This window comes from Enterococcus sp. DIV0086 (assembly GCF_050498705.1).
In the GTDB taxonomy this organism is placed as follows: domain Bacteria; phylum Bacillota; class Bacilli; order Lactobacillales; family Enterococcaceae; genus Enterococcus; species Enterococcus faecalis.
In genome coordinates this window covers 524,634-548,256 of the sequence record NZ_JBNIDN010000001.1, presented here as the reverse complement: position 1 = coordinate 548,256, position 23,623 = coordinate 524,634, and the positions used below count along the sequence as shown (strand labels likewise).

The 23,623-nt window shown below is 38.3% G+C and carries 25 protein-coding genes and 2 riboswitches; of the genes, 24 read left to right on the top strand and 1 reads right to left on the bottom strand.

Annotation, left to right across the window (positions count from 1 at the left end; translation table 11 throughout):
* Positions 1-42: 42 nt before the first annotated feature.
* From trmFO to IGI63_RS02560, 6 genes are all read left to right on the top strand, one after another.
* Positions 43-1,350: an FADH(2)-oxidizing methylenetetrahydrofolate--tRNA-(uracil(54)-C(5))-methyltransferase TrmFO gene (gene trmFO / locus IGI63_RS02585; RefSeq protein ID WP_429975257.1), complete on the top strand. Its 1,308-nt coding sequence runs from the start codon at positions 43-45 to the stop codon at positions 1,348-1,350.
* A 211-nt stretch (positions 1,351-1,561) separates the two neighbouring features.
* Positions 1,562-2,461, top strand: a complete 900-nt coding sequence (xerC, locus tag IGI63_RS02580; protein ID WP_002357488.1) for a tyrosine recombinase XerC — start codon at positions 1,562-1,564, stop codon at positions 2,459-2,461.
* A 28-nt stretch (positions 2,462-2,489) separates the two neighbouring features.
* The gene (hslV, locus tag IGI63_RS02575; protein WP_002357489.1) at positions 2,490-3,038 is read left to right on the top strand and encodes an HslVU peptidase proteolytic subunit; all 549 of its coding nucleotides are present in this window, start codon (positions 2,490-2,492) and stop codon (positions 3,036-3,038) included.
* 14 nt (positions 3,039-3,052) lie between these two features.
* A complete protein-coding gene (gene hslU, locus IGI63_RS02570) occupies positions 3,053-4,456 on the top strand; it encodes an ATP-dependent protease ATPase subunit HslU (protein ID WP_429975256.1) in 1,404 nt (467 codons plus the stop codon).
* 20 nt (positions 4,457-4,476) lie between these two features.
* Entirely contained in the window at positions 4,477-5,259 is a 783-nt protein-coding gene (codY, locus tag IGI63_RS02565) for a GTP-sensing pleiotropic transcriptional regulator CodY (RefSeq protein WP_002357492.1), read from the top strand.
* 33 nt (positions 5,260-5,292) lie between these two features.
* Positions 5,293-6,168 carry an aldose 1-epimerase family protein gene (locus tag IGI63_RS02560; RefSeq protein ID WP_002363997.1) on the top strand — a complete coding sequence of 292 codons (876 nt, stop codon included), beginning with the start codon at positions 5,293-5,295 and terminating at the stop codon, positions 6,166-6,168.
* Between the two features lie 41 nt (positions 6,169-6,209).
* Here the strand turns inward: IGI63_RS02560 and plsY are convergent, their stop codons facing one another.
* Complete coding sequence (plsY, locus tag IGI63_RS02555) at positions 6,210-6,839, bottom strand: glycerol-3-phosphate 1-O-acyltransferase PlsY (protein ID WP_429975255.1); 630 nt, start codon at positions 6,837-6,839, stop codon at positions 6,210-6,212.
* 205 nt (positions 6,840-7,044) lie between these two features.
* Positions 7,045-7,204: riboswitch (cobalamin riboswitch) on the top strand.
* A gap of 118 nt (positions 7,205-7,322) precedes the next feature.
* Here plsY and IGI63_RS02550 point away from each other — a divergent pair.
* The 18 genes from IGI63_RS02550 (at position 7,323) to eutD (ending at position 23,614) form a co-directional block, all read left to right on the top strand.
* Positions 7,323-8,351 carry an ABC transporter substrate-binding protein gene (locus tag IGI63_RS02550; protein ID WP_002382345.1) on the top strand — a complete coding sequence of 343 codons (1,029 nt, stop codon included), beginning with the start codon at positions 7,323-7,325 and terminating at the stop codon, positions 8,349-8,351.
* Positions 8,344-9,351 carry a FecCD family ABC transporter permease gene (locus tag IGI63_RS02545; RefSeq protein ID WP_429975254.1) on the top strand — a complete coding sequence of 336 codons (1,008 nt, stop codon included), beginning with the start codon at positions 8,344-8,346 and terminating at the stop codon, positions 9,349-9,351. Before IGI63_RS02550 ends, IGI63_RS02545 begins: the two co-directional genes overlap by 8 nt.
* Complete coding sequence (locus IGI63_RS02540) at positions 9,348-10,115, top strand: ABC transporter ATP-binding protein (RefSeq protein ID WP_429975253.1); 768 nt, start codon at positions 9,348-9,350, stop codon at positions 10,113-10,115. Before IGI63_RS02545 ends, IGI63_RS02540 begins: the two co-directional genes overlap by 4 nt.
* 141 nt (positions 10,116-10,256) lie before the next feature.
* Entirely contained in the window at positions 10,257-10,700 is a 444-nt protein-coding gene (locus IGI63_RS02535; RefSeq protein ID WP_002363995.1) for a EutP/PduV family microcompartment system protein, read from the top strand.
* The gene (locus IGI63_RS02530) at positions 10,697-11,278 is read left to right on the top strand and encodes a cob(I)yrinic acid a,c-diamide adenosyltransferase (protein ID WP_016617361.1); all 582 of its coding nucleotides are present in this window, start codon (positions 10,697-10,699) and stop codon (positions 11,276-11,278) included. The genes IGI63_RS02535 and IGI63_RS02530 overlap by 4 nt, the downstream gene beginning before the upstream one ends.
* 44 nt (positions 11,279-11,322) lie before the next feature.
* Positions 11,323-11,472: riboswitch (adenosylcobalamin (AdoCbl) riboswitch) on the top strand.
* 292 nt (positions 11,473-11,764) lie between these two features.
* Positions 11,765-12,895: a 1-propanol dehydrogenase PduQ gene (locus IGI63_RS02525; RefSeq protein WP_010707558.1), complete on the top strand. Its 1,131-nt coding sequence runs from the start codon at positions 11,765-11,767 to the stop codon at positions 12,893-12,895.
* A gap of 159 nt (positions 12,896-13,054) precedes the next feature.
* Entirely contained in the window at positions 13,055-13,402 is a 348-nt protein-coding gene (gene eutS / locus IGI63_RS02520) for an ethanolamine utilization microcompartment protein EutS (RefSeq protein WP_002345864.1), read from the top strand.
* A 27-nt stretch (positions 13,403-13,429) separates the two neighbouring features.
* Positions 13,430-14,002: an ANTAR domain-containing response regulator gene (locus tag IGI63_RS02515; RefSeq protein ID WP_002384488.1), complete on the top strand. Its 573-nt coding sequence runs from the start codon at positions 13,430-13,432 to the stop codon at positions 14,000-14,002.
* A complete protein-coding gene (locus tag IGI63_RS02510; RefSeq protein ID WP_429975252.1) occupies positions 14,003-15,436 on the top strand; it encodes a sensor histidine kinase in 1,434 nt (477 codons plus the stop codon).
* Between the two features lie 66 nt (positions 15,437-15,502).
* Positions 15,503-16,951, top strand: a complete 1,449-nt coding sequence (eutA, locus tag IGI63_RS02505) for an ethanolamine ammonia-lyase reactivating factor EutA (RefSeq protein WP_429975251.1) — start codon at positions 15,503-15,505, stop codon at positions 16,949-16,951.
* A gap of 17 nt (positions 16,952-16,968) precedes the next feature.
* A complete protein-coding gene (locus IGI63_RS02500; RefSeq protein WP_429975250.1) occupies positions 16,969-18,333 on the top strand; it encodes an ethanolamine ammonia-lyase subunit EutB in 1,365 nt (454 codons plus the stop codon).
* A gap of 17 nt (positions 18,334-18,350) precedes the next feature.
* Entirely contained in the window at positions 18,351-19,262 is a 912-nt protein-coding gene (gene eutC, locus IGI63_RS02495) for an ethanolamine ammonia-lyase subunit EutC (protein ID WP_429975249.1), read from the top strand.
* A gap of 13 nt (positions 19,263-19,275) precedes the next feature.
* Positions 19,276-19,929 (top strand): ethanolamine utilization microcompartment protein EutL, encoded by a 654-nt coding sequence (gene eutL / locus IGI63_RS02490; protein ID WP_002357509.1) that lies wholly within the window; start codon positions 19,276-19,278, stop codon positions 19,927-19,929.
* A 13-nt stretch (positions 19,930-19,942) separates the two neighbouring features.
* Complete coding sequence (locus IGI63_RS02485) at positions 19,943-20,461, top strand: BMC domain-containing protein (RefSeq protein WP_002357510.1); 519 nt, start codon at positions 19,943-19,945, stop codon at positions 20,459-20,461.
* A complete protein-coding gene (locus IGI63_RS02480; protein WP_016627022.1) occupies positions 20,452-21,930 on the top strand; it encodes an acetaldehyde dehydrogenase (acetylating) in 1,479 nt (492 codons plus the stop codon). The genes IGI63_RS02485 and IGI63_RS02480 overlap by 10 nt, the downstream gene beginning before the upstream one ends.
* 123 nt (positions 21,931-22,053) lie before the next feature.
* Positions 22,054-22,344, top strand: coding sequence for a BMC domain-containing protein (locus IGI63_RS02475; protein WP_002357513.1), 291 nt, complete (start codon positions 22,054-22,056; stop codon positions 22,342-22,344).
* A gap of 67 nt (positions 22,345-22,411) precedes the next feature.
* On the top strand, positions 22,412-22,975 hold the full coding sequence (locus tag IGI63_RS02470) for a hypothetical protein (protein ID WP_429975248.1): 564 nt from the start codon (positions 22,412-22,414) through the stop codon (positions 22,973-22,975).
* 3 nt (positions 22,976-22,978) lie between these two features.
* Positions 22,979-23,614, top strand: coding sequence for an ethanolamine utilization phosphate acetyltransferase EutD (gene eutD, locus IGI63_RS02465; RefSeq protein WP_002357516.1), 636 nt, complete (start codon positions 22,979-22,981; stop codon positions 23,612-23,614).
* Positions 23,615-23,623 lie beyond the last annotated feature (9 nt).

Genomic DNA, 23,623 nt, shown 5'->3' with positions numbered 1-23,623 from the left:
AGACAGCTCTTAACTTCTTGACATAGAAAGGAATTTTTATACATGACAAAAAAAGTCACAATTATTGGTGCCGGTTTAGCCGGAAGTGAAGCGGCATGGCAAGTGGCCAATGCTGGCGTACCAGTTGATTTATATGAAATGCGCCCTGTCAAAAAGACACCAGCGCATCAAACAGAAAATTTTGCAGAGTTAGTTTGTTCTAATTCATTACGTGGAAATGGTTTAACCAATGCGGTAGGTGTTTTGAAAGAAGAAATGCGCCGTTTAAATTCAATCATTATTGGTAGTGCAGATCAAACCGCTGTACCAGCTGGCGGCGCCTTAGCAGTTGACCGTGATTCTTTTTCTGAAACAATCACTGAAAAAATTAAAAGTCATCCATTAATTACAATCAAAAATGAAGAGATCACTGATATTCCGGAAGGGATTGTAATTATTGCAACGGGGCCCTTAACCTCTGAAAGCTTATCTCAAAAAATTCAAGAATTTAATGGTTCTGAAGGCTTTTATTTTTACGATGCAGCAGCACCAATTATTGATAAATCAACTATTGACATGGATAAAGTTTATTTGAAATCTCGTTATAACAAGGGAGAAGCGGCTTACTTAAACTGTCCGATGACTGAAGAAGAATTCAATGCTTTTCATGAAGCACTAGTCAATGCAGAAGTGGTTCCTTTACGCACGTTTGAAAAAGAGAAGTTTTTCGAAGGCTGTATGCCCATCGAAGTAATGGCGCAACGTGGCATTAAAACCATGTTGTTTGGTCCAATGAAACCTGTCGGACTAGAAGACCCTAAAACAGGTAAACGCCCTTATGCTGTAATTCAATTACGTCAAGACAATGCTGCAGCTTCTTTATACAATATTGTTGGTTTCCAAACGCATTTAAAATGGGGTGAACAAAAACGAGTATTCCGTATGATTCCGGGATTAGAAAATGCTGAATTTGTTCGCTATGGCGTCATGCATCGTAATAGTTTTATGAATTCTCCAGAGTTGCTAAAACCAACCTACCAATCAAAAAAACGTGACGATCTGTTTTTTGCTGGACAAATGACTGGTGTTGAAGGGTATGTTGAAAGCGCGGCAAGTGGTTTACTTGCAGGTATTAACGCAGCTCGTCTTGCCAAAGGGGAAGAGCCGATTGAATTCCCTCGCGAAACGACTTTAGGAAGTATGGCTTATTATATTACACATGCAGAAGGCAAACATTTCCAACCAATGAATGCAAACTTTGGGCTTTTCCCAGAGTTACCTGAACGAATTCGTGACAAAAAAGAACGCTATGAAGCAATTGCTAATCGGGCCTTAGATGTCCAAGCTCAAGTTATCCAATCTTTAGACTAAATTAGAAAAAATATGAGAAAAGACCGAGCATCATTGCTAAGAAATGCGATGATACTCAGTCTTTTAATTTTTAGAAAAAAATAACAAAAGCTAAAGAATAGTTAAAATTGTGAACATATTTAGAAATATTGATTAAATTCTGACAACTTAATTGTCTTTTGAAAAAGGTTATGCTAAAGTTACTTTGTAATCGAATGAGGAGGGCTATCACATGGAAGAAAAGAATTGGCCTGAGTTATTTGCTCGTTATCTTATTGTCGAAAGAGGCTATTCAGAAAAAACAAAAAAAGCATATCAAGAAGATATACAACATTTTTTTTCGTTTTTAAAGACTTCAGGTAATGACAATTATTTGACTGTGGAACATTTGGATGTTCGGGCTTATTTGAGCGAATTATACGATCAGGAATATAGCCGCAATTCGATTAGTCGAAAAATTGCCAGTTTGCGTTCTTTTTATCAATTCTTATTAAAAAATGAAGCAATCCAAGAGAATCCTTTTTCCTATGTTCATATGAAAAAGAAACAGTTACGGTTGCCCCGTTTTTTTTATGAAAAAGAAATGGATGCATTATTTGAGAGCGCACAAGGGGAGCAACCGCTTGATTTGAGAAATCAAGCGTTGCTAGAAGTTCTGTATGGGACTGGTATTCGGGTCAGTGAATGTGCGAACTTAACGGTGGACGCAGTTGACTTTCAAGCTTCTGTTTTATTGGTTCACGGAAAAGGAAATAAAGATCGCTATGTGCCTTTTGGTTCATTTGCACAAGACGCCTTAAAGGATTACTTAGAGAATGGCCGCGCGCTATTAATGACAAAATATCAAAAAAAACATCCGTATGTCTTTGTTAATCATCATGGTGAACAAATCACGCCAACAGGGATTGAATATGTCTTAAACCAACTAATTAAAAAAAGTTCATTAAATGCGGAAATTCATCCCCACATGTTACGCCATACATTTGCGACACATTTATTAAATAATGGCGCCGATATGCGGACAGTTCAAGAATTATTAGGACATGCTAATTTATCAACAACTCAGATATATGCGCATGTGACAAAAGAAAGTTTACAAAAAAATTATCGAACGTTTCATCCTCGTGCATAATGGAGGTAAACGTCTAGGAGGAACAATAATGGTTGAATCACAATTTCACTCTACAACAATTTGTGCAGTCGAAAAAGATGGAAAATTTGCAATGGCTGGTGACGGCCAAGTAACAATGGGCGAATCTGTCGTTATGAAAGGTACGGCCAAAAAAGTGCGCCGTATTTACAATGATGAAGTCGTTGTCGGTTTTGCAGGGAGTGTGGCAGATGCCTTTACATTAGAAGAAAAGTTTGAAGGAAAATTAAATGAATACAACGGAAACTTAACGAGAGCTGCGGTTGAGTTAGCCCAAGAGTGGCGTACACAACAGTCTATGCAAAAATTAGAAGCTATGCTGATTGTGATGAATAAGGAAGAAATGCTCTTAGTTTCAGGAACTGGGGAAGTCATCACACCAGACGATGGTATTTTAGCAATTGGTTCAGGCGGTAATTTTGCTTTGTCCGCTGCAAGAGCCATGAAAAACTTTGGCGATAAAGAAATGCCAGCGAAAGAGATTGCTAAAAATGCCTTAAATATTGCTGCAGATATCTGTGTATTTACGAATCATAATATCATTGTAGAAGAATTATAAGCGAGGGAAAATCCATGAATGAATTAAACAAAACACCAAAAGAAATAGTCAAAGAACTAGATCAATATATTGTTGGACAGCAAGCTGCCAAAAAATCAGTGGCGGTAGCTTTACGTAACCGCTATCGTCGCTTGCAATTAGAAGAAAATATGCAACAAGATATTACGCCTAAAAACTTACTAATGATTGGACCAACAGGTGTTGGTAAAACTGAGATTGCTCGTCGTCTCGCAAAAATTGTCAATGCGCCTTTTGTAAAAGTTGAAGCAACCAAATTTACAGAAGTAGGCTATGTCGGTCGGGATGTCGAATCAATGGTTCGGGATTTAGTAGAAAATGCGATCCAAATTGTTGAAAAACAACAATACAGTCGCGTGTATGCGCAAGCGTTGAAAAAGGCCAATCAACGTTTAGTCAAAGTATTAGTGCCTGGAATTAAAAAAGAACAAAAACAGGCTGGCGGTAATCAATTTGAACAAATGATGAACATGTTTAACATGGCTCAGCAACAGCAAGAAGCACAAGAAGAAGTAACGGAAGATATTCGAACGAATCGCCGAACAATTTTGGAACAGCTGGAAAAAGGTCTATTAGATAATCGTGAAGTAACAATTGAAATTGAAGAACCGAAGAAAACGATGCCAGCTATGAACAATGGCCTAGAACAAATGGGTATCGACTTAAATGAAACGTTAGGCGCTCTGTCACCAAAGAAAAAAATCGAACGTACTGTAACGGTGAAAGAAGCACAAGAATTATTAGTGATAGAAGAATCAGCAAAAATTGTCAATGACGCTGATATTCATAGTGAAGCTATTCGTTTAGCTGAATCAAGCGGAATTATTTTTATCGATGAGATTGATAAAATCACCTCCAAAAGTCAACAAAATTCGGGCGAAGTCTCTCGTGAAGGAGTACAAAGAGACATTTTGCCGATTGTTGAAGGCTCCCAAGTTAACACGAAGTATGGTCCTTTACAAACGGATCACATTTTATTTATCGCTTCAGGTGCTTTCCACTTGTCAAAACCAAGTGACTTGATTCCAGAATTACAAGGCCGCTTCCCAATTCGAGTTGAATTAGATGATTTAACGGCTGATGACTTCGTAAGTATCTTAACTGAGCCAAACAATGCTTTAATTAAACAATATGTAGCATTAATTGGCACAGAAAATGTTTCAGTCATCTTTACAAAAGAAGCAATTGAACGGTTAGCACACATCGCTTATGATGTAAACCGTGATACAGATAATATTGGGGCGCGTCGTTTACACACAATTTTAGAACGTTTATTAGAAGATTTATTATATGAAGCACCAGATATGCAAATGGGTGAAATTACGATTACCGAAGCATATGTCAATGAAAAATTGAATGACATTGTTCAAAATGAAGATTTAAGTCGTTACATCTTATAAAAAAGGCTGGAGGAGAAAAGATGGCTACATTATTAGAAAAAACACGTCAAGTGAACGAGCTTTTGCAAAAAAACAATCTGTTTGACGTACAAGCAGAACTTCCGTACAACAAAATGGCAATGATTTTAGGAGATATTTTAGAAAGTAATGCGTATATTATTAGCAGTTCAGGGGATTTGTTGGGGTATACTGAAAAATTAGATGTTAATAATGCCCGTATCAAAAATATGTTTAAAGAGAAAAAATTTCCTCAAGGATACACCGAGGCCGTGGATATGCTCAAAGTAACCGAAGCCAATATTCCAATAGACAGTGATTTAACTGCATTTCCTTTTGAATCACGAGAGCTGTATCCGTTTGGGTTAACCACTATTGTGCCTTTGTACGGTGCTGGCAAACGCTTGGGTACGATTATTTTAGCGCGTGTTGAAAAATCCTTTAACGAGGATGATTTAGTGTTAGCTGAATATAGTGCGACCGTTGTCGGCATGCAAATTTTGTATCATCAATCCAGAACAATTGAAGCAGAAGTTCGCAGTGCGACTGCCGTGCAAATGGCCATCAACACTCTTTCATATAGTGAATTAAAAGCCGTCCATGCCATTTTTGAAGCCTTAGATGGCGAAGAAGGTCGTTTAACTGCTTCAAGTATTGCAGACGAAATAGGCATTACTCGTTCCGTAATTGTGAATGCCTTAAGAAAATTAGAATCAGCTGGAATTATTGAATCACGTTCTCTTGGTATGAAAGGGACTTATTTAAAAGTGTTAAATCAACAATTTATTAAAGAGTTGGAAAAATAAGCAATTGCTCGTATCAACTAGGAGGACAACGCAATGACTGTACAAATTGAAAATGAATTTCTAATCGCAACATTTGCTGAAGAAGGAGCAGAATTAGTAAGTTTACAATCAAAAGAAACCGGCATTGAATATATTTGGCAAGGAAATCCTGAATTTTGGGCCCGCCATGCGCCCGTACTTTTTCCGATTGTCGGTCGTCTAAAAGAAGATACGTATATGTACCAAAATCAAGCGTATCATTTAACTCAACATGGTTTTGCTCGTGATCAAGTATTTGATGTGATTGAAAAAGGTGGAGAAGAAGTTTCTTTTTCACTAAAATCAACAAAAGAAACCAAGAAGAAGTATCCTTTTGATTTTGAACTTGTGATTACTTATACATTAGAACATCAAGAATTGACTGTAAACTACCAAGTAGAAAACACAGGGAAAGAAGAGATGTATTTTGGGATTGGTGGTCATCCAGCCTTTAATGTACCTTTAGAATCTTCACTAACGTTTGAAGATTATTATCTAAGTTTTTCACCTAAAAAATCACGGACACAGATTCCCTTAGCAGGCCCGTTTATTGATTTAGCGAATAAAACGCTAGCCCAAACGAATACCAGCTTTGACTTAACGCATCAATTATTTGAAAATGATGCAATGATTTTTGAAACAAAAGGTCAAACAGCAATTACGATTGCCACAGACGAAAGTGACCATCAAGTCACTTTGAGTTATCCAGAAATGCCTTTTGTGGGGATTTGGTCACCGACACCGAAAGAAGCGCCTTTTGTCTGTATCGAACCTTGGTGCGGGATTGCTGATGCTGTCGACGCAACTGGCCAACTTGCTGAAAAATTTGGCATCAATAAGTTACCAGCTAACGAACTATTTAAAACACAGTATATGATTAGTGTAAAATAAAGAAAAAGGCTGTGAACATTATTTGTTCACAGCCTTTTTCTTTATTTTTTTGCACGTAAGCCAAAAGAAAGATGACTTTCTGTTCCATTTTTAATTCGCTGAATGTTTTCACGATGACGGACAAAGATAAAAGTAGTCAAAGCAATCGCAATCACGGTTAATAACCAGTTAAATGTTGGTAAAATAGCTGGGACAGTGAAAGGCAAAATAATAGTAGAAAGTGTAATTAGTACAGCGCTAATCATACTTGTTAAACTCACCATACTGGTTAGATACAGACAAATCACAAAAATAAGAGCAGAATAAATAAAAAATGTGGGGCTGTATGCTAATAACATGCCAGCGCTAGTGGCTACGGCTTTACCACCTTTGAAATTGGCAAAAATAGGGAAGGTATGCCCTAAAACAGCTGCTACCCCAAAGAAGAGCGGATTCACGCCTTGTAAACCAAACAAATAGGGTAATGAAGTGGCTAACGTTCCTTTCAAGATATCCATTAATAATACCGTAATTCCGGCAGGTTTCCCTAAGACACGAAATGTATTGGTTGTTCCTGTATTCCCACTCCCAAATTGGCGTATATCTTTTTTAAAGAAAAGTTTACCAATCCAAACACCTGAGGGAATCGAACCTAATAAATAGGCAACAAGTAACAAAATGACGATTTTCATCAAGTTAACCTCTTTCTTATTCAAACTAGGATTTATTTTATCATGAATAGAAAAACGGAACAACGTCTAATAACTAAAACAAGAAAAGTTTTTCTTTTGCTTGAGGAAGCGTTGACAAATGGTTGATAACCGTTATAATAAATGTGTGTCATTAGACAAAGACGTCTAATCACTGGTTTGAAAATTAGTTATCAACGAAGATACAATATATATGTACTTATGAAGTGTCAGGGAAAGAGGTGTGAATCCTCTACAGACCTACCTACTGTATGGTGGATGAAACCAATAAGACCACAGATTATTCTGGAAGGATTGGGAGTAAGAAGAAGCTAAGTCAGGATACCGGCTTGATAAGTCTAATCATTCTTTTGTAGGAAAAAGAAGGGGCTTTGAAGATAACTGGCTGAGTATATCATTAGCATAGTTAAGTGACTGCTTTTTTTCTATTGGAGAAAAAAGTGGTTTTTTTGTATTGTTTTGACGTTGAGACAAAGGAGGTTCATTTCAGAAAATTTTCCCCAAAATAAAATAGACGAATGCGAGGATGAAAAAATGAAAAAATTTACTTTAACAATGATGACTTTAGGTTTAGTAGCAACACTTGGCTTAGCAGGATGTGGTAAACAGGAAAAGAAAGCAACTACCTCTTCTGAAAAAACAGAAGTAACGTTACCAACCAAAGACCGTAGCGGCAAAGAAATTACTTTACCCAAAGAAGCAACCAAAATTATTTCCCTAGTGCCATCAACAACAGAAGTGATTGAAGACTTAGGTAAAACCGACCAATTAATCGCAGTTGATACTCAAAGTAGTACAATGATGACTGATTTAAAAAAATTACCACAAATGGATATGATGGCTGTCGATGCAGAAAAATTGATTGCCTTGAAACCACAAATTGTTTATGTGAATGACATCAATTTAGCTAGCTCAGAAAGTGTTTGGAAACAAGTGGAAGATGCTGGAATTACAGTCGTTAATATTCCCACTAGTACAAGTATCAAAGCAATCAAAGAAGACGTCCAATTCATCGCGGATAGCTTATCCGAACATGAAAAAGGACAAAAGTTAATCAAAACAATGGATCAAGAAATCGACGAAGTAGCGAAAATTGGGAAAACTATTAAAAAACCAAAAACTGTTTTGTTTGAAGTGGCTGCCTTACCAGACATTTATAGTTTTGGTAATGGGACATTTTTAAATGAAATGATTGAAACAATTGGGGCAAAAAATGTTTTGGCAAATGAAAAAGGCTGGTTACCAGTGACAGAAGAAGCGGCCATTGCTGCAAAACCAGAAGTCATTTTAACCAATGTTAACTATATGAAAGATCCCGCCAAAGAAATTTTAGCTCGTAAAAACTGGGAAAGCGTTCCTGCAGTTCAAAACAAAGAAGTTTTCGAAATCGATAACATGTCTAGCTCTTTACCAAATAACCACATTACCAAAGCATTAAAACAAATGGCAAAAGCTGTTTATCCAGAGGAATATAAGGATTTAAAAGATGAGTAAAAAAACGTGTCTCATACTGATGCTCTTGATCAGTATGAGCATGCTCTTTTTGGGTATTAAAATTGGAAGTGTTCAGATTTCGTTAACGGATTTGCTTCAAATTTTATTGAAAAAGACGGTTTCAGAAGACGGGATTTTAGAAGGAATCATCTGGAATGTTCGGTTACCGCGTGTCGTGATGGCCTATCTCGTGGGCGCAGGCTTAGCAGTAAGTGGCACGGTGATGCAATCGCTCTTAGGTAATCCTTTAGCTTCTTCGTATACTTTGGGCGTATCAGCGGGAGCATCCTTAGGCGCTGCGTTAATCATGGTAACTGGAGTAACTGCTTCGATCTTAGGGGCGTTTTTATTGCCTTTAACTGGTTTTATCTTTGGCTTAGCAACGGTCTTTTTAGTTTTGTTATTTACGCAAACAATGGATAGTCAAATGTCCAATCAAACAGTTGTTTTAGTAGGAATGATTATGACCTTGTTTGTCGGTGCTATTTTGACGTTGATTACAGCACTTTTCCAAGATTATTTGAAACAATTAGTCTTTTGGCAAATGGGTAGTTTTTCTGGCAGTAATTGGCAAAAAATTGCTATTTATTGTCCAATCTTGCTTGTCAGCAGTCTGTTTCTTTGGTTTGATGCCAACGCATTGGATGTTCTCGGTTTAGGAGAAGAACATGCGATGTTAGCGGGAGTAGAAGTCAAAACAGCAAAACTACGCATTATTCTTTTGGCTAGTTTACTAGCAGGAAGTGCGGTTTCATTTGTCGGTGTGATTGGTTTTGTTGATTTAATAGCACCACATATTGTCCGTCGCTATCTAGGGGCGACTCATCGCTGGCTGATTCCCGGTTCAGCAATCTTAGGTGGGACCATCATGGTAATAGGGGACACAATTGCCCGCACGATTTTATCACCAAGAGAAATTCCCATCGGGGCCGTAACAGCCTTGATTGGAGCGCCATTCTTCTTGTATATTTACTTTAAAAAAAGGGGCGTTGCTGCATGATTGAATTAAAAAAAACAGCTGTAACGCTCCAACAAACCCCCATTTTAAAAGATATTTCCCTCGTTTTTCCGACAGGTAGTAAAACTTGTATTTTAGGTCCAAATGGTTGCGGTAAAACGACACTTTTAAAAACGATTGCCGGACTTGTCCCTTATAGTGGTTCTGTTTTAATTGATGGTCAAGAAGTTCATGGACAAAAGCGGAAGGAATTGGCAACGAAAGTAGCGATGATGAGTCAATTCACGACAGTTGCTTTTGATTATACGGTTTACGAAACAGTTTTGATGGGGGCGTATCGACAACAAGCACAACGTTTTTTACCTATTGTTTCTAAACAAGAAAAAGAACGAGTCCTTTATTATTTAGAACACACGGGTTTATTGCCTTTAAAAGATAAAGTTGTCAATCAGCTTTCAGGAGGACAACAACAACGAGTATTTTTGGCTAAATTATTTGTACAAGATCCAGAAATTATTTTATTGGATGAACCCAATAATCATTTGGATATTCGGTATCAACAAGAATTGATTCATCAGTTAAATGAGTGGAGTGCGCAAGAAGGGAAAACGTTAATCGGGGTGTTTCATGATATCCGTTTAGCGTTAACGCTAAGTGAAAAAATTGTGTTTATGAAGCAAGGGAAAGTGGCCGCGCAAGGTGATTTTCAAACGTTGGCTTCCAAAGAATTTTTACAAACAATTTTTGAAACAGATATTGTCTCCTATTTTCAGAAACAACATAAAGTTTGGGAAACTATTCAATAATTTTGACAAGTTTTTTGGAAACAGGTAAGATAAAGGCAAAGAATCAGAAACACAATGGCGTGTTTTAACAAATCGGCAAAGGAGCCCAAGACTAAGTACGTGATGGTACTTGCTTTGGGCTCCTTTTTTATGGAGGTAGCGATGAAACGAATCATTTTAATGGGAGCTATCGGTTGTGGCAAAACCACGTTATGTCAAGCTCTGCAAGGCAAAGAATTAATTTATGATAAAACACAGGCGGTGGAATTTCATACAGAAATGATTGATACACCGGGCGAGTTTATTTTGCATCGACAATATTATAATGCGTTAAACGTCACAGCGGCAGAAGCAGATGTGATTGGTTTGGTTCAAAGTGCTGTAGAAACACAACAAGTTTTTTCACCAGGATTTGGTAGTATTTTCCCGAAAGAAATCATTGGTATTTTAACCAAGATTGATTTAGCACAAGATTCTCAGCAGTTAGAGATTGTTCGGCAACAATTAAAAAGTGCGGGTGCAACAAGAATTTTTGAAATTTCTTCTGTTGAAAAAATTGGCTTGCAAGAATTAGTAGATTATTTAGAGGAGGATGAAGCAGAATGAAAATTTATACAAAAACTGGCGATAAGGGAATGACGAAATTAGTCGGCAGCTCAACCGTCGCTAAGGATTCTGATCGAGTTGAAAGTTATGGAACGATTGATGAATTGAATTCTTGGGTCGGCTATATTATCAGCCAACTTCCACAAGAAAATCAAGAAATTAAAGGAGAACTAGAAGCTTTACAACATTTACTTTTTGATGCGGGAACAGATTTGTCAACACCGATTGAAGCACAACGACCATTTAAATTACAAAAGGAAAGTGTGCATTGGCTAGAACAGCGGATTGATTTCTACACTGCACAATCACCAGATATTGATCGTTTTATTTTACCTGGCGGAACCCCAGCAGCCAGTATGGTTCATGTGGCTCGGACGATTGCACGGCGCGCAGAACGCATCATTGTTCGTTTAAATTGGACAGCCAAAATTAACGAAGAGGTATTAATTTTTACCAATCGTTTATCAGATTATTTTTATGCGTTGGCTCGCTATTTAAATGTTCAAGCACAACGACCTGATGTTTTTTATGAACGAAGCGAAAAGGTTTTCCATAAAATTAAAGAAGATGGATTGTAAACAGTTGCTTTTCTAAAAAACTTATGGTAAATTTCAGATAGATTAAACGAATATTTTATGAAAAATATGAATGGAAGCCAGTGAGAATCTGGCACGGTCCCGCCACTGTGAAGAAGCAAGGTTGCTTTTAAGTCAGGTCTTTTCATTTTTTCATTATTGGGCATGCTGTTTCGAGGCAAAACAGGATGTTTCTTAACAACGCTTGTGTTGAAAATCCAGCCCAAGATATTTGTATTAATCCAATTAATGGCACGAGGAAGTGCTTTTGGGAATTTTGGGCTGGTCTTTCAATGTTGAAGGAGATTTCAGGTACAATGACGTACTGCTATATTCCCTTTTTTTATTGACAATTAATTAAAGGCGTTGTACTCTATGGATAAGGTTTCGTGTACAATGGCGTATACATAAGGAAGCAAAGACGCTTCAGACAGATGATTTTTCGTTTGTTTGAAGTGTCTTTTTGTATTTTATTAAGGAGGAATTGAGATGAAAACAATTCATTTCCCTACCGAACTATGGGTAGGAGAAGGCGCATTAGCCAATTTGGAAACACTTCATGATAGACGTGTTTTCATTGTCACAGATCCATTCATGGTTGACTCTGGATTTGTGAATGAAGTGACAAAGCATTTAACAAAAAGTGAATGGCAAATTTTTAGTGACATCATCCCCGATCCACCAATTGATAAGATCGCTGCGGGAATTAAGCAGTTAGCGACATTTCAAGGAGATACGATATTAGCTTTAGGTGGGGGATCCGCTATTGATGCGGCCAAAGCAATGAAATTTTTTGGCAAACGTACTTTGCAAACTCAGATTGCTGAGTTTATTGCGGTTCCTACAACTAGTGGAACTGGTTCAGAAGTTACGAATTTTTCAGTGATTACGGTTGCTGAAACTGGCACCAAAATCCCGCTTGTAACAGATGAAATTCAACCAGAAATTGCGATTTTAGATACAAATTTAGTGATGAGTGTGCCACCAAAAATCACAGCGGATACAGGAATGGACGTCTTAACGCATGTTATTGAAGCTTATGTTTCAACAGAAGCAAATCCGATTTCAGATGCGTTGTGCGAAAAAGTCGTTCGCTTAGTATTCGACAATTTAGAAATAGCCTTTAATGAGGGTAGCAACCAACAAGCCCGTGAAAATATGCATTTAGCTTCATGTATGGCAGGGATGGCGTTTAATGTTACTTCGTTAGGCTTGAATCACGGTATTGCTCATGCGGCCGGTGCGCGTTTACATGTGCCACATGGACGAATGAATGCAATGCTCTTACCTGAAGTCATTGCATATAACAGTGGCTTAGCGAATGGCAAAGTCACCAACGAACCAACAGCTAAACGTTATGCGCAGTTAGCAAATTGTCTAAATGATACACAGACAACCAATGCACGGATTGGTGTTCAACAATTTATTCGACAAATCAAGCAACTCCGTCAAAAATTAAACATGCCTGCCACTTTTAGTGATTATGGTTTACCAAAAGAAGAAGTCCAAGCTGCGATCCCAAAAATAGCTGAAGGCGCATTGATGGATGGCTGCACCAAAACAAATCCTGTCCAACCAACAGCAGCAGAAGTGACAAAAATTTTAAATTCTATCTTATAAGCGATTGACAGGATGAAATCGATAACATATAATGTGGGTAGCACAACGGCGTGCTTCAAAATTTAAGAGCAAAGAAGCTCCTTAGTAGAAAGCGAAAGTGGAACCTTTACGTTTTTTATTGAGGATTTTTTATTTGCTAAATTAAAGGAGCGAGTCTGGTTGGAAGAAAAACAACGAATGATTCAAGAATATGTTCCTGGGAAACAAGTAACGTTAGCGCACATCATTGCTAGTCCTAATAAAGAAATTTATACAAAATTAGGGTTGCCAGAAGGCACCAGCAATGCACTAGGTATTTTGACAATCACTCCGAGCGAAGCGGCAATTATCGCTGTTGATATTGCGACTAAAAGCGGAGATATCCAAATCGGTTTTATTGATCGTTTTTCTGGATCGGTAGTCATTTCTGGTGACGTAAGCTCAGTGGAAGCAGCCTTACAAGCGGTGATTGAAGGTTTACAACAGATTTTAAACTTTTCTGTAACTTGTAAAATTACCAGAACATAGCGTTGAAAGGACAAGGGCGTGAAGAAAATGGATGGACGAATTGTAATAGTCGATGATGAACCTATTACGAGACTCGATATTCGTGATATTGTGATAGAAGCAGGGTACGAAGTAGTCGGTGAAGCAGCCGATGGTTTTGAAGCAATTGAAGTATGTAAAAAAACACAACCTGACCTAGTATTAATGGACATTCAAATGCCAATTTTAGATGGTCTAAAAGCAGGTAAAAAAATTGTTCAAGACCAACTAGCCAGTAGTATTGTCTTTTTATCTGCATACAGTGACGTACAAAATACGGACAAGGCTAAAAAATTAGGCGCACTGGGTTATTTAGTTAAACCTCTAGACGAAAAATCATTAATACCTACAATTGAAATGAGCATTGAACGAGGCAAACAAACGCAGCTGTTACTAAGTCAAATCGATAAATTAAGTTTAAAATTAGAAGAACGTAAAATTATCGAAAAAGCCAAAGGTATTCTTGTAAAAGAAAATCATATATCGGAAGAAGAAGCCTACCAAATGTTGCGTACGTTAAGTATGAACAAACGCGCACGTATGAGTGAAATTGCAGAATTGATTGTAATGGATGATGAATAAATGAAACGATTAGAGCAATTATGTCACCAATATACCAATCTTTCAGAATCAGACATTAAAGAATTACAACGTACAGCACGTTATCTTTCTTCGACGACACTCTATCAAAGTGCAGATGTTTTTATTGATGTGTATAAGGAAATGTCACAGCAAGCACTAGTCGTTTATCATAAGCCGCCTGCGAAGACAACTTCTTTATATAGCGGAGATGTCGTCGGGATGGAAGCTTTATTAAAAAATGAACCTGGTGTTCTGCGTACCATGCAAACTAGCTTAAATAGCATTGGTTTGTTAGCAGTGACTCAGGAAAATCGTTTGATTAAGCAAAATATCTATCCCATTCGCAATGAACATCGAACGATTGGTGTCATTATTGTCGAGATTGCGGCAGATGAAGAGATTCAAGCGGACTTACAAAAAGAGGAGCTAAATAACTGCCAGTTAGCAAAAGTAGCGAAATCAACTAGTCAAGTCGGCGCATTATTTATTGATCAATTGGCAGAAGCCGTTTTGATTTTTGATGCGGCGGGTCACTTATTAATTACCAATCACAATGCACAAGAGCTTTATCGCAAACTTGGTTATCGGGATAATATCATTGGAATGAGTTATGACAATTTGTCCATCGATTATACAACTTTTGAATATGTGTTGTATCAAATGAAATATAAAATGAGTAATCAACCAATTGAAAGCAAAACGACCTACCTTAATTATTATTTTAAGGTTCGGAAAGTGTGGTTGGCATCAGAAGAACAACTGATTATGATTATTCAAGACAATACAGAATTTAAAGAAAAAGAAGCGGAAATTATTTCCAAATCTGTTGCGATTCGTGAAATTCATCATCGTGTTAAAAATAACTTGCAATCGGTGGTTTCCTTATTGCGTATTCAAGAACGGCGAACGCAAAGCCCCGAAGCAAAGAAAGTCCTTCATGAAAGTGTCAATCGAATTATGGCGATTGCAGCCACCCATGAATTGCTGTCAAAACAAGTCAAAGATGACGTTGCTTTACGGCAAACATTGGAAGCAGTGATGTATAATTTTAGACATCTTTTTCAAGGCGCACAACCCATTGAGATGATGATGAATGTTGATCCAGCCATTATGGTTTCTAGCGAACAAATGGTCACCATTTCCCTTGTTGTCAACGAACTATTACAAAACATTTTTGATCATGCATTTGAGCCACAAACAACTGGCGTTGTTAAACTTAGTGGAACATTAGATAATAAAATGATTACCATTACTGTTACAGATAATGGTAAAGGCTATGACGTTCATCAAAGTAACGAGACCAGTTTAGGTTTGATGATTGTCAAAAGCTACGTAAAAGATAAATTAAAAGGAAAAATTACAATTGAATCCAATAAACAGGGAACTAAAACCTGTTTCTATTTCGAACAGAACACCAGTGATGTTGTTCATTGATTAAGCAAAGGCGCTTAAAGAAAAGTAGAAAGAAATTTTCTAACGATTCTTTAAGTGCCTTTTTGTATGCAAAAGGAGGCGAGTCAGGCGATGTCGAAGGAAACACTTTTAACCGTAGGGATTGATTTAGGGACGTCTACAACCCAATTAGTCTTGTCAGAATTAACTGTTGAAAATTTTGCCTCTGCGTTTACAGTACCACGTATCAGCATTTCTGATAAAAAAGTCATTTATCGAAGTGACATTATCTTTACACCCTTACTTAACCAATCAGAAATTGATGCAGAACCTATCAAAGCGTTTGTAGCGGAGCAATATCGCCAAGCAGGCATTCATAAACAAGATATTCAAATGGGTGCGGTAATTATCACAGGTGAAACTGCTCGAAAAAGCAATGCCAACAATGTGCTACGAGCACTTAGTGGCTATGCAGGTGATTTTGTCGTTGCTACGGCTGGTCCTGATTTAGAAAGTATCATTGCCGGGAAAGGCGCTGGTGCTCAAACTTATTCTGAAACGAAACGCAAACCGGTGGTTAATTTAGACATTGGTGGGGGAACGACAAATTTAGCTGTCTTTAAAGATGGCGAAGTGATTGACACGGCTTGTTTTGACATTGGCGGACGCTTAATTAAATTAGATCAACAACAAAAAATCACCTATATAGCTCCGAAGATTCAAGAAATTATAAATAAAAAAGGGCTAACCTTGCACCTTGGTGACCAAGCCACCGAACAAAACTTACTACCAATTATTTCGGAATTAGTTGCCGTGTTAGAAAATAGCATTGGCTTGGGGACACAAAGTCCGTTCTACCAGTTATTAGTAACCAACCATCCACTACGAAAAGGTGAGGAATTACCAATTGTAACATTTTCTGGTGGTGTGGCTGATTGCTTAAATACGACAAGTACGAATCTCTTTAAATATGGGGACATCGGCTTACTTTTAGGGAAATACTTGAGAAAGTCACTGATTTTTTCGGAAAAAGAAGTCTTAGAAAGCGCAGAAACAATCCGAGCGACGGTCGTCGGAGCAGGTTCACACACTGCTGAAATTAGCGGAAGCACGATCGCTTACCGTGAGCAAATTTTGCCGGTAAAAAATATCCCAATTCTAAAATTAGCGCAAGAGGATGAAACCCTTACTGTGACAGAATTAGGCCAGCGAATCCAAGAAAAACTCAATTGGCATCGTATTGAAGAAACACCCCAGATTGCCCTAACAATTAGAGGCATGAGCAATCCAACATTTGCTGATATTCAACGCTATGGTCAAGGGATTGTGGAAGGATTAGCTAGTTTAGTTGCTGAACAAATTCCCATTATTGTTATGGTGGATGAAGACATGGCGAAAGCTTTAGGGCATGCCTTAAGTGCCCATCTGCCAAAAGACTATCCGTTTATCTGTCTTGATTCGGTCAAAGTAGAAAACGGTGATTATGTAGATATCGGTTTACCAGTGGCAGAAGGAGCCGTCCTTCCAGTCATTGTTAAGACCTTAGTATTTAATTAAAAAGGAGCGACACAAAGATGATTTTAAAAACCAAACTATTTGGCAAAGTCTATCAATTTACATCCGTTAAAGAAGTCTTAGCCAAAGCCAATGAAGAAAAGTCTGGCGACAAGTTAGCTGGCGTAGCTGCTAATTCAGCCGAAGAACGCGTGGCGGCGAAAGTCGTTTTATCAGAATTGTCCTTAAATGACTTGTTTAACAATCCCGTCGTTGATTATGACGAAGACGAAGTGACACGCATTATTATTGACCAAGTCAATATGCGAATTTTTGAAAGTATTAAACATTGGACAGTTGCAGAATTACGCGAATTTATCTTATCTTCGGAAACAACCGATTTTGATATCAAACGAATTTCCCGTGGATTCACTTCTGAAATGATTGCTGCTGTCTGTAAATTAATGTCCAACATGGATCTAATTGTTGGCGCAAAAAAAATCAATATTGAAAAAACCGCCAACACAACAATTGGCCGTCCCGGAACTTTTTCAAATCGTTTACAGCCGAACCATCCAACCGATAATGTCGATGGCATTATGGCATCAGTTATGGAAGGTCTTTCTTATGGCGCCGGTGATGCGTTAATTGGTTTGAATCCTGTTGATGATTCTACAGAAAGTGTTAAACGGATCTTAAACAAATTTGAAGAGTTCCGCAGCGAATGGGAAATTCCAACACAAACTTGCGTGCTTGCTCACGTAACGACACAAATGGAAGCCATGCGTCAAGGCGCGCCAACTGGCTTAGTCTTTCAATCCATCGCTGGTTCAGAAAAAGGAAACACAGCATTTGGTTTAAATGCAGAAATTTTAGCTGAAGCACAAGATTTAGCGCTTCACAGTGGTCAAGCAGCTGGTCCTAATGTGATGTATTTTGAAACAGGTCAAGGCTCAGAACTTTCTTCTGAAGCGAACTTTGGCGCAGACCAAGTCACAATGGAAGCGCGTTGTTATGGCTTAGCCAAAAAATTTGATCCGTATATTGTAAATACCGTTGTTGGCTTTATTGGACCAGAATATCTTTACGATTCAAAACAAGTCATCCGCGCTGGTTTAGAAGATCATTTCATGGGCAAATTAACTGGAATTTCAATGGGCTGTGATGTCTGCTACACCAACCATATGAAAGCTGATCAAAATGATATGGAGAACTTAGCAATGTTATTAGCAACAGCTGGTTGTACGTATATCATGGGGATTCCTCATGGCGATGATGTCATGTTAAATTATCAAACAACTGGGTTCCATGAAACTGCGACGATTCGTGAAACATTAGGCTTACGTCCAATTAAAGAATTTGAAGAATGGATGGAAAAAATGGGCTTAATGGAAAACGGAAAATTAACAAGTCGCGCTGGCGATGCATCTGTATTTATTAAATAAACGAGGTGAGAATACAAATGAACGAAAAAGAATTAAAAGAAATGATTGCCGGAATTTTAACAGAAATGGTCGCTGACAATCAAGCGGTTTCGACTGCCACTGTGACTGCTGAAGAAAAACCAGTCACAACACACGTCACTGAAACGACAGAAATTGAAGAAGGCCTAATTCCTGACATTACTGAAGTAGATTTACGTAAACAATTACTATTGAAAAATACCGTAGATCCTGAAGCACTATTAAAAATGAAAGCTTTCTCGCCAGCTCGTTTAGGCGTTGGTCGTGCAGGGACGCGTTATATGACTAGTTCAACATTACGTTTCCGAGCGGACCATGCGGCAGCACAAGATGCGGTCTTTTCAGACGTAAGCGAAGACTTGGTAAAAGAAATGAATTTTATTTCTACAAAAACAATCTGTAACAGTAAAGATGAATATTTAACACGTCCAGATTATGGTCGTCAATTTGATGAAGAAAATAGTGAAATCATTCGGAAAAATACGACACCAAAAGCCAAAATCCAAATGGTCGTAGGGGATGGCCTTAGTTCAGCTGCTATCGAAGCGAATATTAAAGAAGTCCTACCAGCAATTAAACAAGGATTAAACATGTACAACTTAGATTTCGACAATGTAGTTTTTGTTAAATATTGTCGTGTGCCAGCAATGGATAAAATTGGTGAAATCACTGACGCTGATGTTGTTTGCTTGCTAGTTGGCGAACGTCCTGGTTTAGTAACAGCAGAATCTATGAGTGCCTACATTGCCTACAAACCAACTGTCGGTATGCCAGAAGCACGGCGGACAGTTATTTCAAATATTCACAAAGGTGGGACACCGGCTGTTGAAGCAGGGGCCTACATTGCCGAAATTATCAAAAAAATGTTAGACAAGAAAAAATCTGGTATTGATTTAAAAGAAGCTGAATAAAGGAGGATTTCTCATGAAAAATGATCGTCTAGGCGCAAATGTCCTAAGTATGAAAGTCATTCCCAATGTCGATCCGGCATTAGCAAAAGAATTATCATTGAAACCAGAACATCGCTCATTAGGAATTGTTACTTCAGATTGTGATGATGTCACTTATGTTGCATTAGATGAAGCAACCAAAGCCGCCGATGTTACTGTAGTTTACGGTAAAAGTATGTATGCTGGCGCAGCAAATGCTTCAACCAAATTAGCCGGTGAAGTGATTGGCATTATTGCTGGTCCGAGTCCTGCTGAAGTCAATAGTGGCTTGAGTGTCATTACGCAAGTCATTGAAGAAGAAGCCAGCTTCTATAGTGCTAACGAAGATGACAGTATTGTTTATTTTGCACATGTAGTATCAAGAACGGGTAGCTTTTTATCTGAACAAGCGAATATTCCTGAAGGTGAAGCGATTGCTTATCTGATTGCACCACCGCTAGAAGCAATGGTTGGCTTAGATGCAGCAATGAAAGCTGCCGATGTTCAAATGGGTGTCTTTTATGGCCCACCTTCTGAAACGAACTTTGGCGGTGCCTTATTGACAGGTAGTCAATCTGCATGTAAAGCTGCTTGCAGTGCGTTTGAACAAGTCATTCAAAATATCGCTGACAATCCGTTGAGTTATTAAGGATGTGACCTGAATGAAAGCATTAGGAATGGTCGAAGTCAAAGGATTTTTAGGTGCCATTAGTGTGGCCGATGCGGCATTGAAAGCCGCCGACGTTACTTTGTTAAAAGCTGAAATTATTAATGGCGGTTTAACAACTGTGGAACTGATTGGTGACGTTGCCGCGGTCCAAGCTGCCGTTGAAGTAGGCACGGAAGTAGCTAAAGAATTAAATTGTTTAATTGCTCATCATGTGATCTCACGGGTTGATGCTCAAACGGAAGTAATTTTATCAGATCCAGAACCCAAGTCAGCACCTGAACCGATGGAACAAGTAGAAGTAATTGAAGAAGAGATTGAAACACCAGATTTGGAAGAACACACTGGCACACGCCAAAAATTAGAAACACAACGCGTGGTTGATTTACGCAAACAAGCCTACAAAATGAACCTAAGTAGTTTAAAGAAAAGTGAGATTAAATTTGCCAATAAAGAAGCTTTAATTCAAGCAATCATGGCTGAAATAGAAAGAAGTGAAGACGAGTGGAATTAGTAGATAAAGACTTACGTTCCATCCAAGAAACAAGAAATTTAATCAGAAAAGCCAAAGAGGCACAGCAAGTATTAGCAACATTTTCGCAAAAACAAATCGATGCGATTGTCCAAGCGGTTTCAGAGGCTACATTTAACCAACGAGAAAAGTTAGCGAAAATGGCCAATGAAGAAACAGGATTTGGTATCTATGAAGATAAAATCATCAAAAATGCTTTCGCTTCAAAAGTAGTATATGACGAAATGAAGGACAAAGCTACAGTTGGTGTGATCCATGATGATGCTGCCAAAAAAGTCACTGAAATTGCTGTCCCAGTTGGTGTAATTGCAGGATTAATTCCTTCTACAAACCCGACATCAACAGTCATTTACAAAGCATTAATTTCATTAAAAGCTGCCAACAGCATTGTTTTTTCACCACATCCCAATGCGTTGAAATCGATTATTGAAACAGTGGAAATTATCCAAAAAGCGGCTATTGCTGCAGGGGCACCAGAAGGTTGTGTCTCGGTCATCAAAACGCCAACTATGCAAGCGACCAGCGAATTAATGAAAAATAAAGAAACAAATTTAATTTTAGCTACTGGTGGAAACGCAATGGTTAAAGCCGCGTACTCTTCTGGAACACCAGCAATCGGTGTTGGGCCTGGTAACGGACCAGCCTACATCGAACGAAGCGCAAATGTTCCTCATGCAGTGAAACAAATAATGGATTCAAAAACTTTCGATAACGGTACAATTTGTGCATCGGAACAATCAATTATTGTTGAAACTGTCAACCGTGAAGCGGTCAAAGAAGAGTTAATTAAGCAGGGAGCGTATTTCTTAAGTTCAGCCGAAGCCGACAAATTAGCTAAATTTATTTTACGACCAAACGGTACAATGAACCCGCAAATCGTGGGTCGTTCCGTTCAACATATTGCTTCATTAGTTGGTTTATCTATTCCAAAAGATCGCCGCTTAATTGTTGCCGAGGAAACACATGTAGGCTTGAAATATCCATTTTCAAGAGAAAAATTGGCACCGATTATTGCTTTCTATACAGTTGAAAACTGGGAAGCAGCTTGCGCGTTATCAATTGAAATTTTGAAAGGTGAAGGTGCGGGTCATACGATGGGTATTCACACAGAAAACAAAGAAGTCATTCGTGAATTTGGCTTAAGAAAACCCGTCTCTCGTTTGCTTGTTAACACCTCTGGTACACTTGGCGGAATTGGTGCTTCAACTAACTTAGTGCCAGCATTAACACTTGGTTGTGGCGCAGTTGGTGGCAGCTCAACTTCTGATAATATTGGGGTTGAAAATCTGTTCAATTTACGTCGTGTTGCTTATGGCGTGCGTGATTTAGAAGAGATTCGTCAAGAATTTGGTCAAACATCAACCACATCTGTGGCTACTTCTTGCGAAACAACCAATCAAGAAGAACTAGTAAATGCCGTGGTAGCCCAAGTTTTAGCTCGCTTAAACTAACAAGAAACGAGCGAGTAAGAGTAAAACAAATGAATTATTGGATTTAGGGTTTGGGACCTAAGTCAAATTGATAATTGTCCCAAATTTTTAAAAATAAAACATACATCTTAGGAGGAAATTATAATGTCAAGTACAAATGCTTTAGGAATGATCGAAACTCGTGGTTTAGTAGGTGCTGTTGAAGCAGCCGATGCAATGGTGAAAGCGGCAAACGTTACTTTAATTGGAAAAGAACAAGTCGGTGGCGGTTTAGTTACAGTAATGGTTCGCGGTGACGTTGGTGCCGTGAAAGCAGCAACAGATGCTGGTGCTGCTGCAGCAGAACGTGTTGGCGAATTATTATCTGTCCATGTAATTCCACGTCCACATACAGAAGTAGACGCTATTTTACCACACGCAACAACTGAATTATAATTTTGATTTTTTGGGGCAGAGGTAGGTTCATTACTTCTGTCCTAAACTTTCATTGAGGAGGGGTGTTATGACAGTTATTACAGAAGATATGCTTCGCATCAAAAGGCTAAAAAAAGAACTAGAAGATGGCACGGATTTTGTGTTTCCTGTAGGCAGTTTTTTGACGCCAGCCGCCAAAAGCTATCTACGCGAGCATCGGATTAATAGCAGCTTCTCTTCAACAAACCCATTGCTTTCTGAGGTTCATTCAGTGAAGGCCTCCTCACAAAAACAAGAACATTTATCGAAAGAAACAATTTATGAGATTCGGCACTTAAGCCATCTATTGTATTTGCCTTTCTTAACGAATGAAGCGTTATCAACAGAAGGTTGGTTATATTTCGAACAACAACAACAGTGGTTAGAGAAGTTTATTTTAGAACAGTCGATTGTAATGGAACCAGTCATTTTGGAATCAAAGGTAACTATTCTAACTAACCAACAGAGACAATGGCGCTATTCCTCAAAAGAAATTCAATTACAACTAGATAAAATTATTCTCAAGTTAAAAGGAGAATCACAACTGTTCGGCCTTTTTCAATCTTGGGCTACAGAATTAATTAGCACCATGGCTGAAATATCACGAAACTAGGAGATGAACAAATTGGATTCAATGAATGAAATTGTTGAAGAAGTTGTTAAACGAATTCAGCAACAACAACAAAATACTTTTGAAGTTGAAGCTTCTGGCCGACATGTTCATTTGTCTCGTCAAGAGATTGATGCATTATTTGGACCAGGATATCAACTAACAAAAGTGAAAGATTTATCACAACCTGGACAGTTCGTTTGTAAAGAACGAATTACGGTTGCTGGACCTAAAGGACTTTTTCAAAATGTGGTTATTTTAGGCCCTGAACGTAGCGAATCACAAGTCGAAGTTTCTATGACGGATACGCGTATTTTAGGAATTAATGCCCCAGTTAGAGAGAGTGGCAAGACAGAAGGGACACCTGGCGTCACGCTGATGAACGGATCAGCAGTTGTGACATTAAGTCACGGCTTAATTGTTGCCAAACGTCATATTCACATGACACCAGAAGATGCCTTAAAAAATAAAGTAAGCAATAGCCAAATTGTGCAAGTCAAAGTGGAAGGCACACGTCCGTTAATCTTTGATGATGTGGTTGTGCGAATCAGTCCGCGATTTGCAACGTACATGCACATTGACTACGATGAAGCCAACGCTTGCGGCTTAACCAAAGGAGCTCGTGGCTATATTCTTAAGTAAAAGGAGGAA

Excerpts from the sequence above, each read along its gene's own strand:
- trmFO (WP_429975257.1), top strand. The coding sequence starts at position 43 with ATGACAAAAAAAGTCACAATTATTGGTGCCGGTTTAGCCGGAAGTGAA.
- xerC (WP_002357488.1), top strand. The coding sequence starts at position 1,562 with ATGGAAGAAAAGAATTGGCCTGAGTTATTTGCTCGTTATCTTATTGTC.
- hslV (WP_002357489.1), top strand. The coding sequence starts at position 2,490 with ATGGTTGAATCACAATTTCACTCTACAACAATTTGTGCAGTCGAAAAA.
- hslU (WP_429975256.1), top strand. The coding sequence starts at position 3,053 with ATGAATGAATTAAACAAAACACCAAAAGAAATAGTCAAAGAACTAGAT.
- codY (WP_002357492.1), top strand. The coding sequence starts at position 4,477 with ATGGCTACATTATTAGAAAAAACACGTCAAGTGAACGAGCTTTTGCAA.
- IGI63_RS02560 (WP_002363997.1), top strand. The coding sequence starts at position 5,293 with ATGACTGTACAAATTGAAAATGAATTTCTAATCGCAACATTTGCTGAA.
- plsY (WP_429975255.1), bottom strand. The coding sequence starts at position 6,839 with ATGAAAATCGTCATTTTGTTACTTGTTGCCTATTTATTAGGTTCGATT.
- IGI63_RS02545 (WP_429975254.1), top strand. The coding sequence starts at position 8,344 with ATGAGTAAAAAAACGTGTCTCATACTGATGCTCTTGATCAGTATGAGC.
- IGI63_RS02540 (WP_429975253.1), top strand. The coding sequence starts at position 9,348 with ATGATTGAATTAAAAAAAACAGCTGTAACGCTCCAACAAACCCCCATT.
- IGI63_RS02535 (WP_002363995.1), top strand. The coding sequence starts at position 10,257 with ATGAAACGAATCATTTTAATGGGAGCTATCGGTTGTGGCAAAACCACG.
- IGI63_RS02530 (WP_016617361.1), top strand. The coding sequence starts at position 10,697 with ATGAAAATTTATACAAAAACTGGCGATAAGGGAATGACGAAATTAGTC.
- IGI63_RS02525 (WP_010707558.1), top strand. The coding sequence starts at position 11,765 with ATGAAAACAATTCATTTCCCTACCGAACTATGGGTAGGAGAAGGCGCA.
- IGI63_RS02515 (WP_002384488.1), top strand. The coding sequence starts at position 13,430 with ATGGATGGACGAATTGTAATAGTCGATGATGAACCTATTACGAGACTC.
- IGI63_RS02510 (WP_429975252.1), top strand. The coding sequence starts at position 14,003 with ATGAAACGATTAGAGCAATTATGTCACCAATATACCAATCTTTCAGAA.
- eutA (WP_429975251.1), top strand. The coding sequence starts at position 15,503 with ATGCAAAAGGAGGCGAGTCAGGCGATGTCGAAGGAAACACTTTTAACC.
- IGI63_RS02500 (WP_429975250.1), top strand. The coding sequence starts at position 16,969 with ATGATTTTAAAAACCAAACTATTTGGCAAAGTCTATCAATTTACATCC.
- eutC (WP_429975249.1), top strand. The coding sequence starts at position 18,351 with ATGAACGAAAAAGAATTAAAAGAAATGATTGCCGGAATTTTAACAGAA.
- eutL (WP_002357509.1), top strand. The coding sequence starts at position 19,276 with ATGAAAAATGATCGTCTAGGCGCAAATGTCCTAAGTATGAAAGTCATT.
- IGI63_RS02485 (WP_002357510.1), top strand. The coding sequence starts at position 19,943 with ATGAAAGCATTAGGAATGGTCGAAGTCAAAGGATTTTTAGGTGCCATT.
- IGI63_RS02475 (WP_002357513.1), top strand. The coding sequence starts at position 22,054 with ATGTCAAGTACAAATGCTTTAGGAATGATCGAAACTCGTGGTTTAGTA.
- IGI63_RS02470 (WP_429975248.1), top strand. The coding sequence starts at position 22,412 with ATGACAGTTATTACAGAAGATATGCTTCGCATCAAAAGGCTAAAAAAA.
- eutD (WP_002357516.1), top strand. The coding sequence starts at position 22,979 with ATGAACAAATTGGATTCAATGAATGAAATTGTTGAAGAAGTTGTTAAA.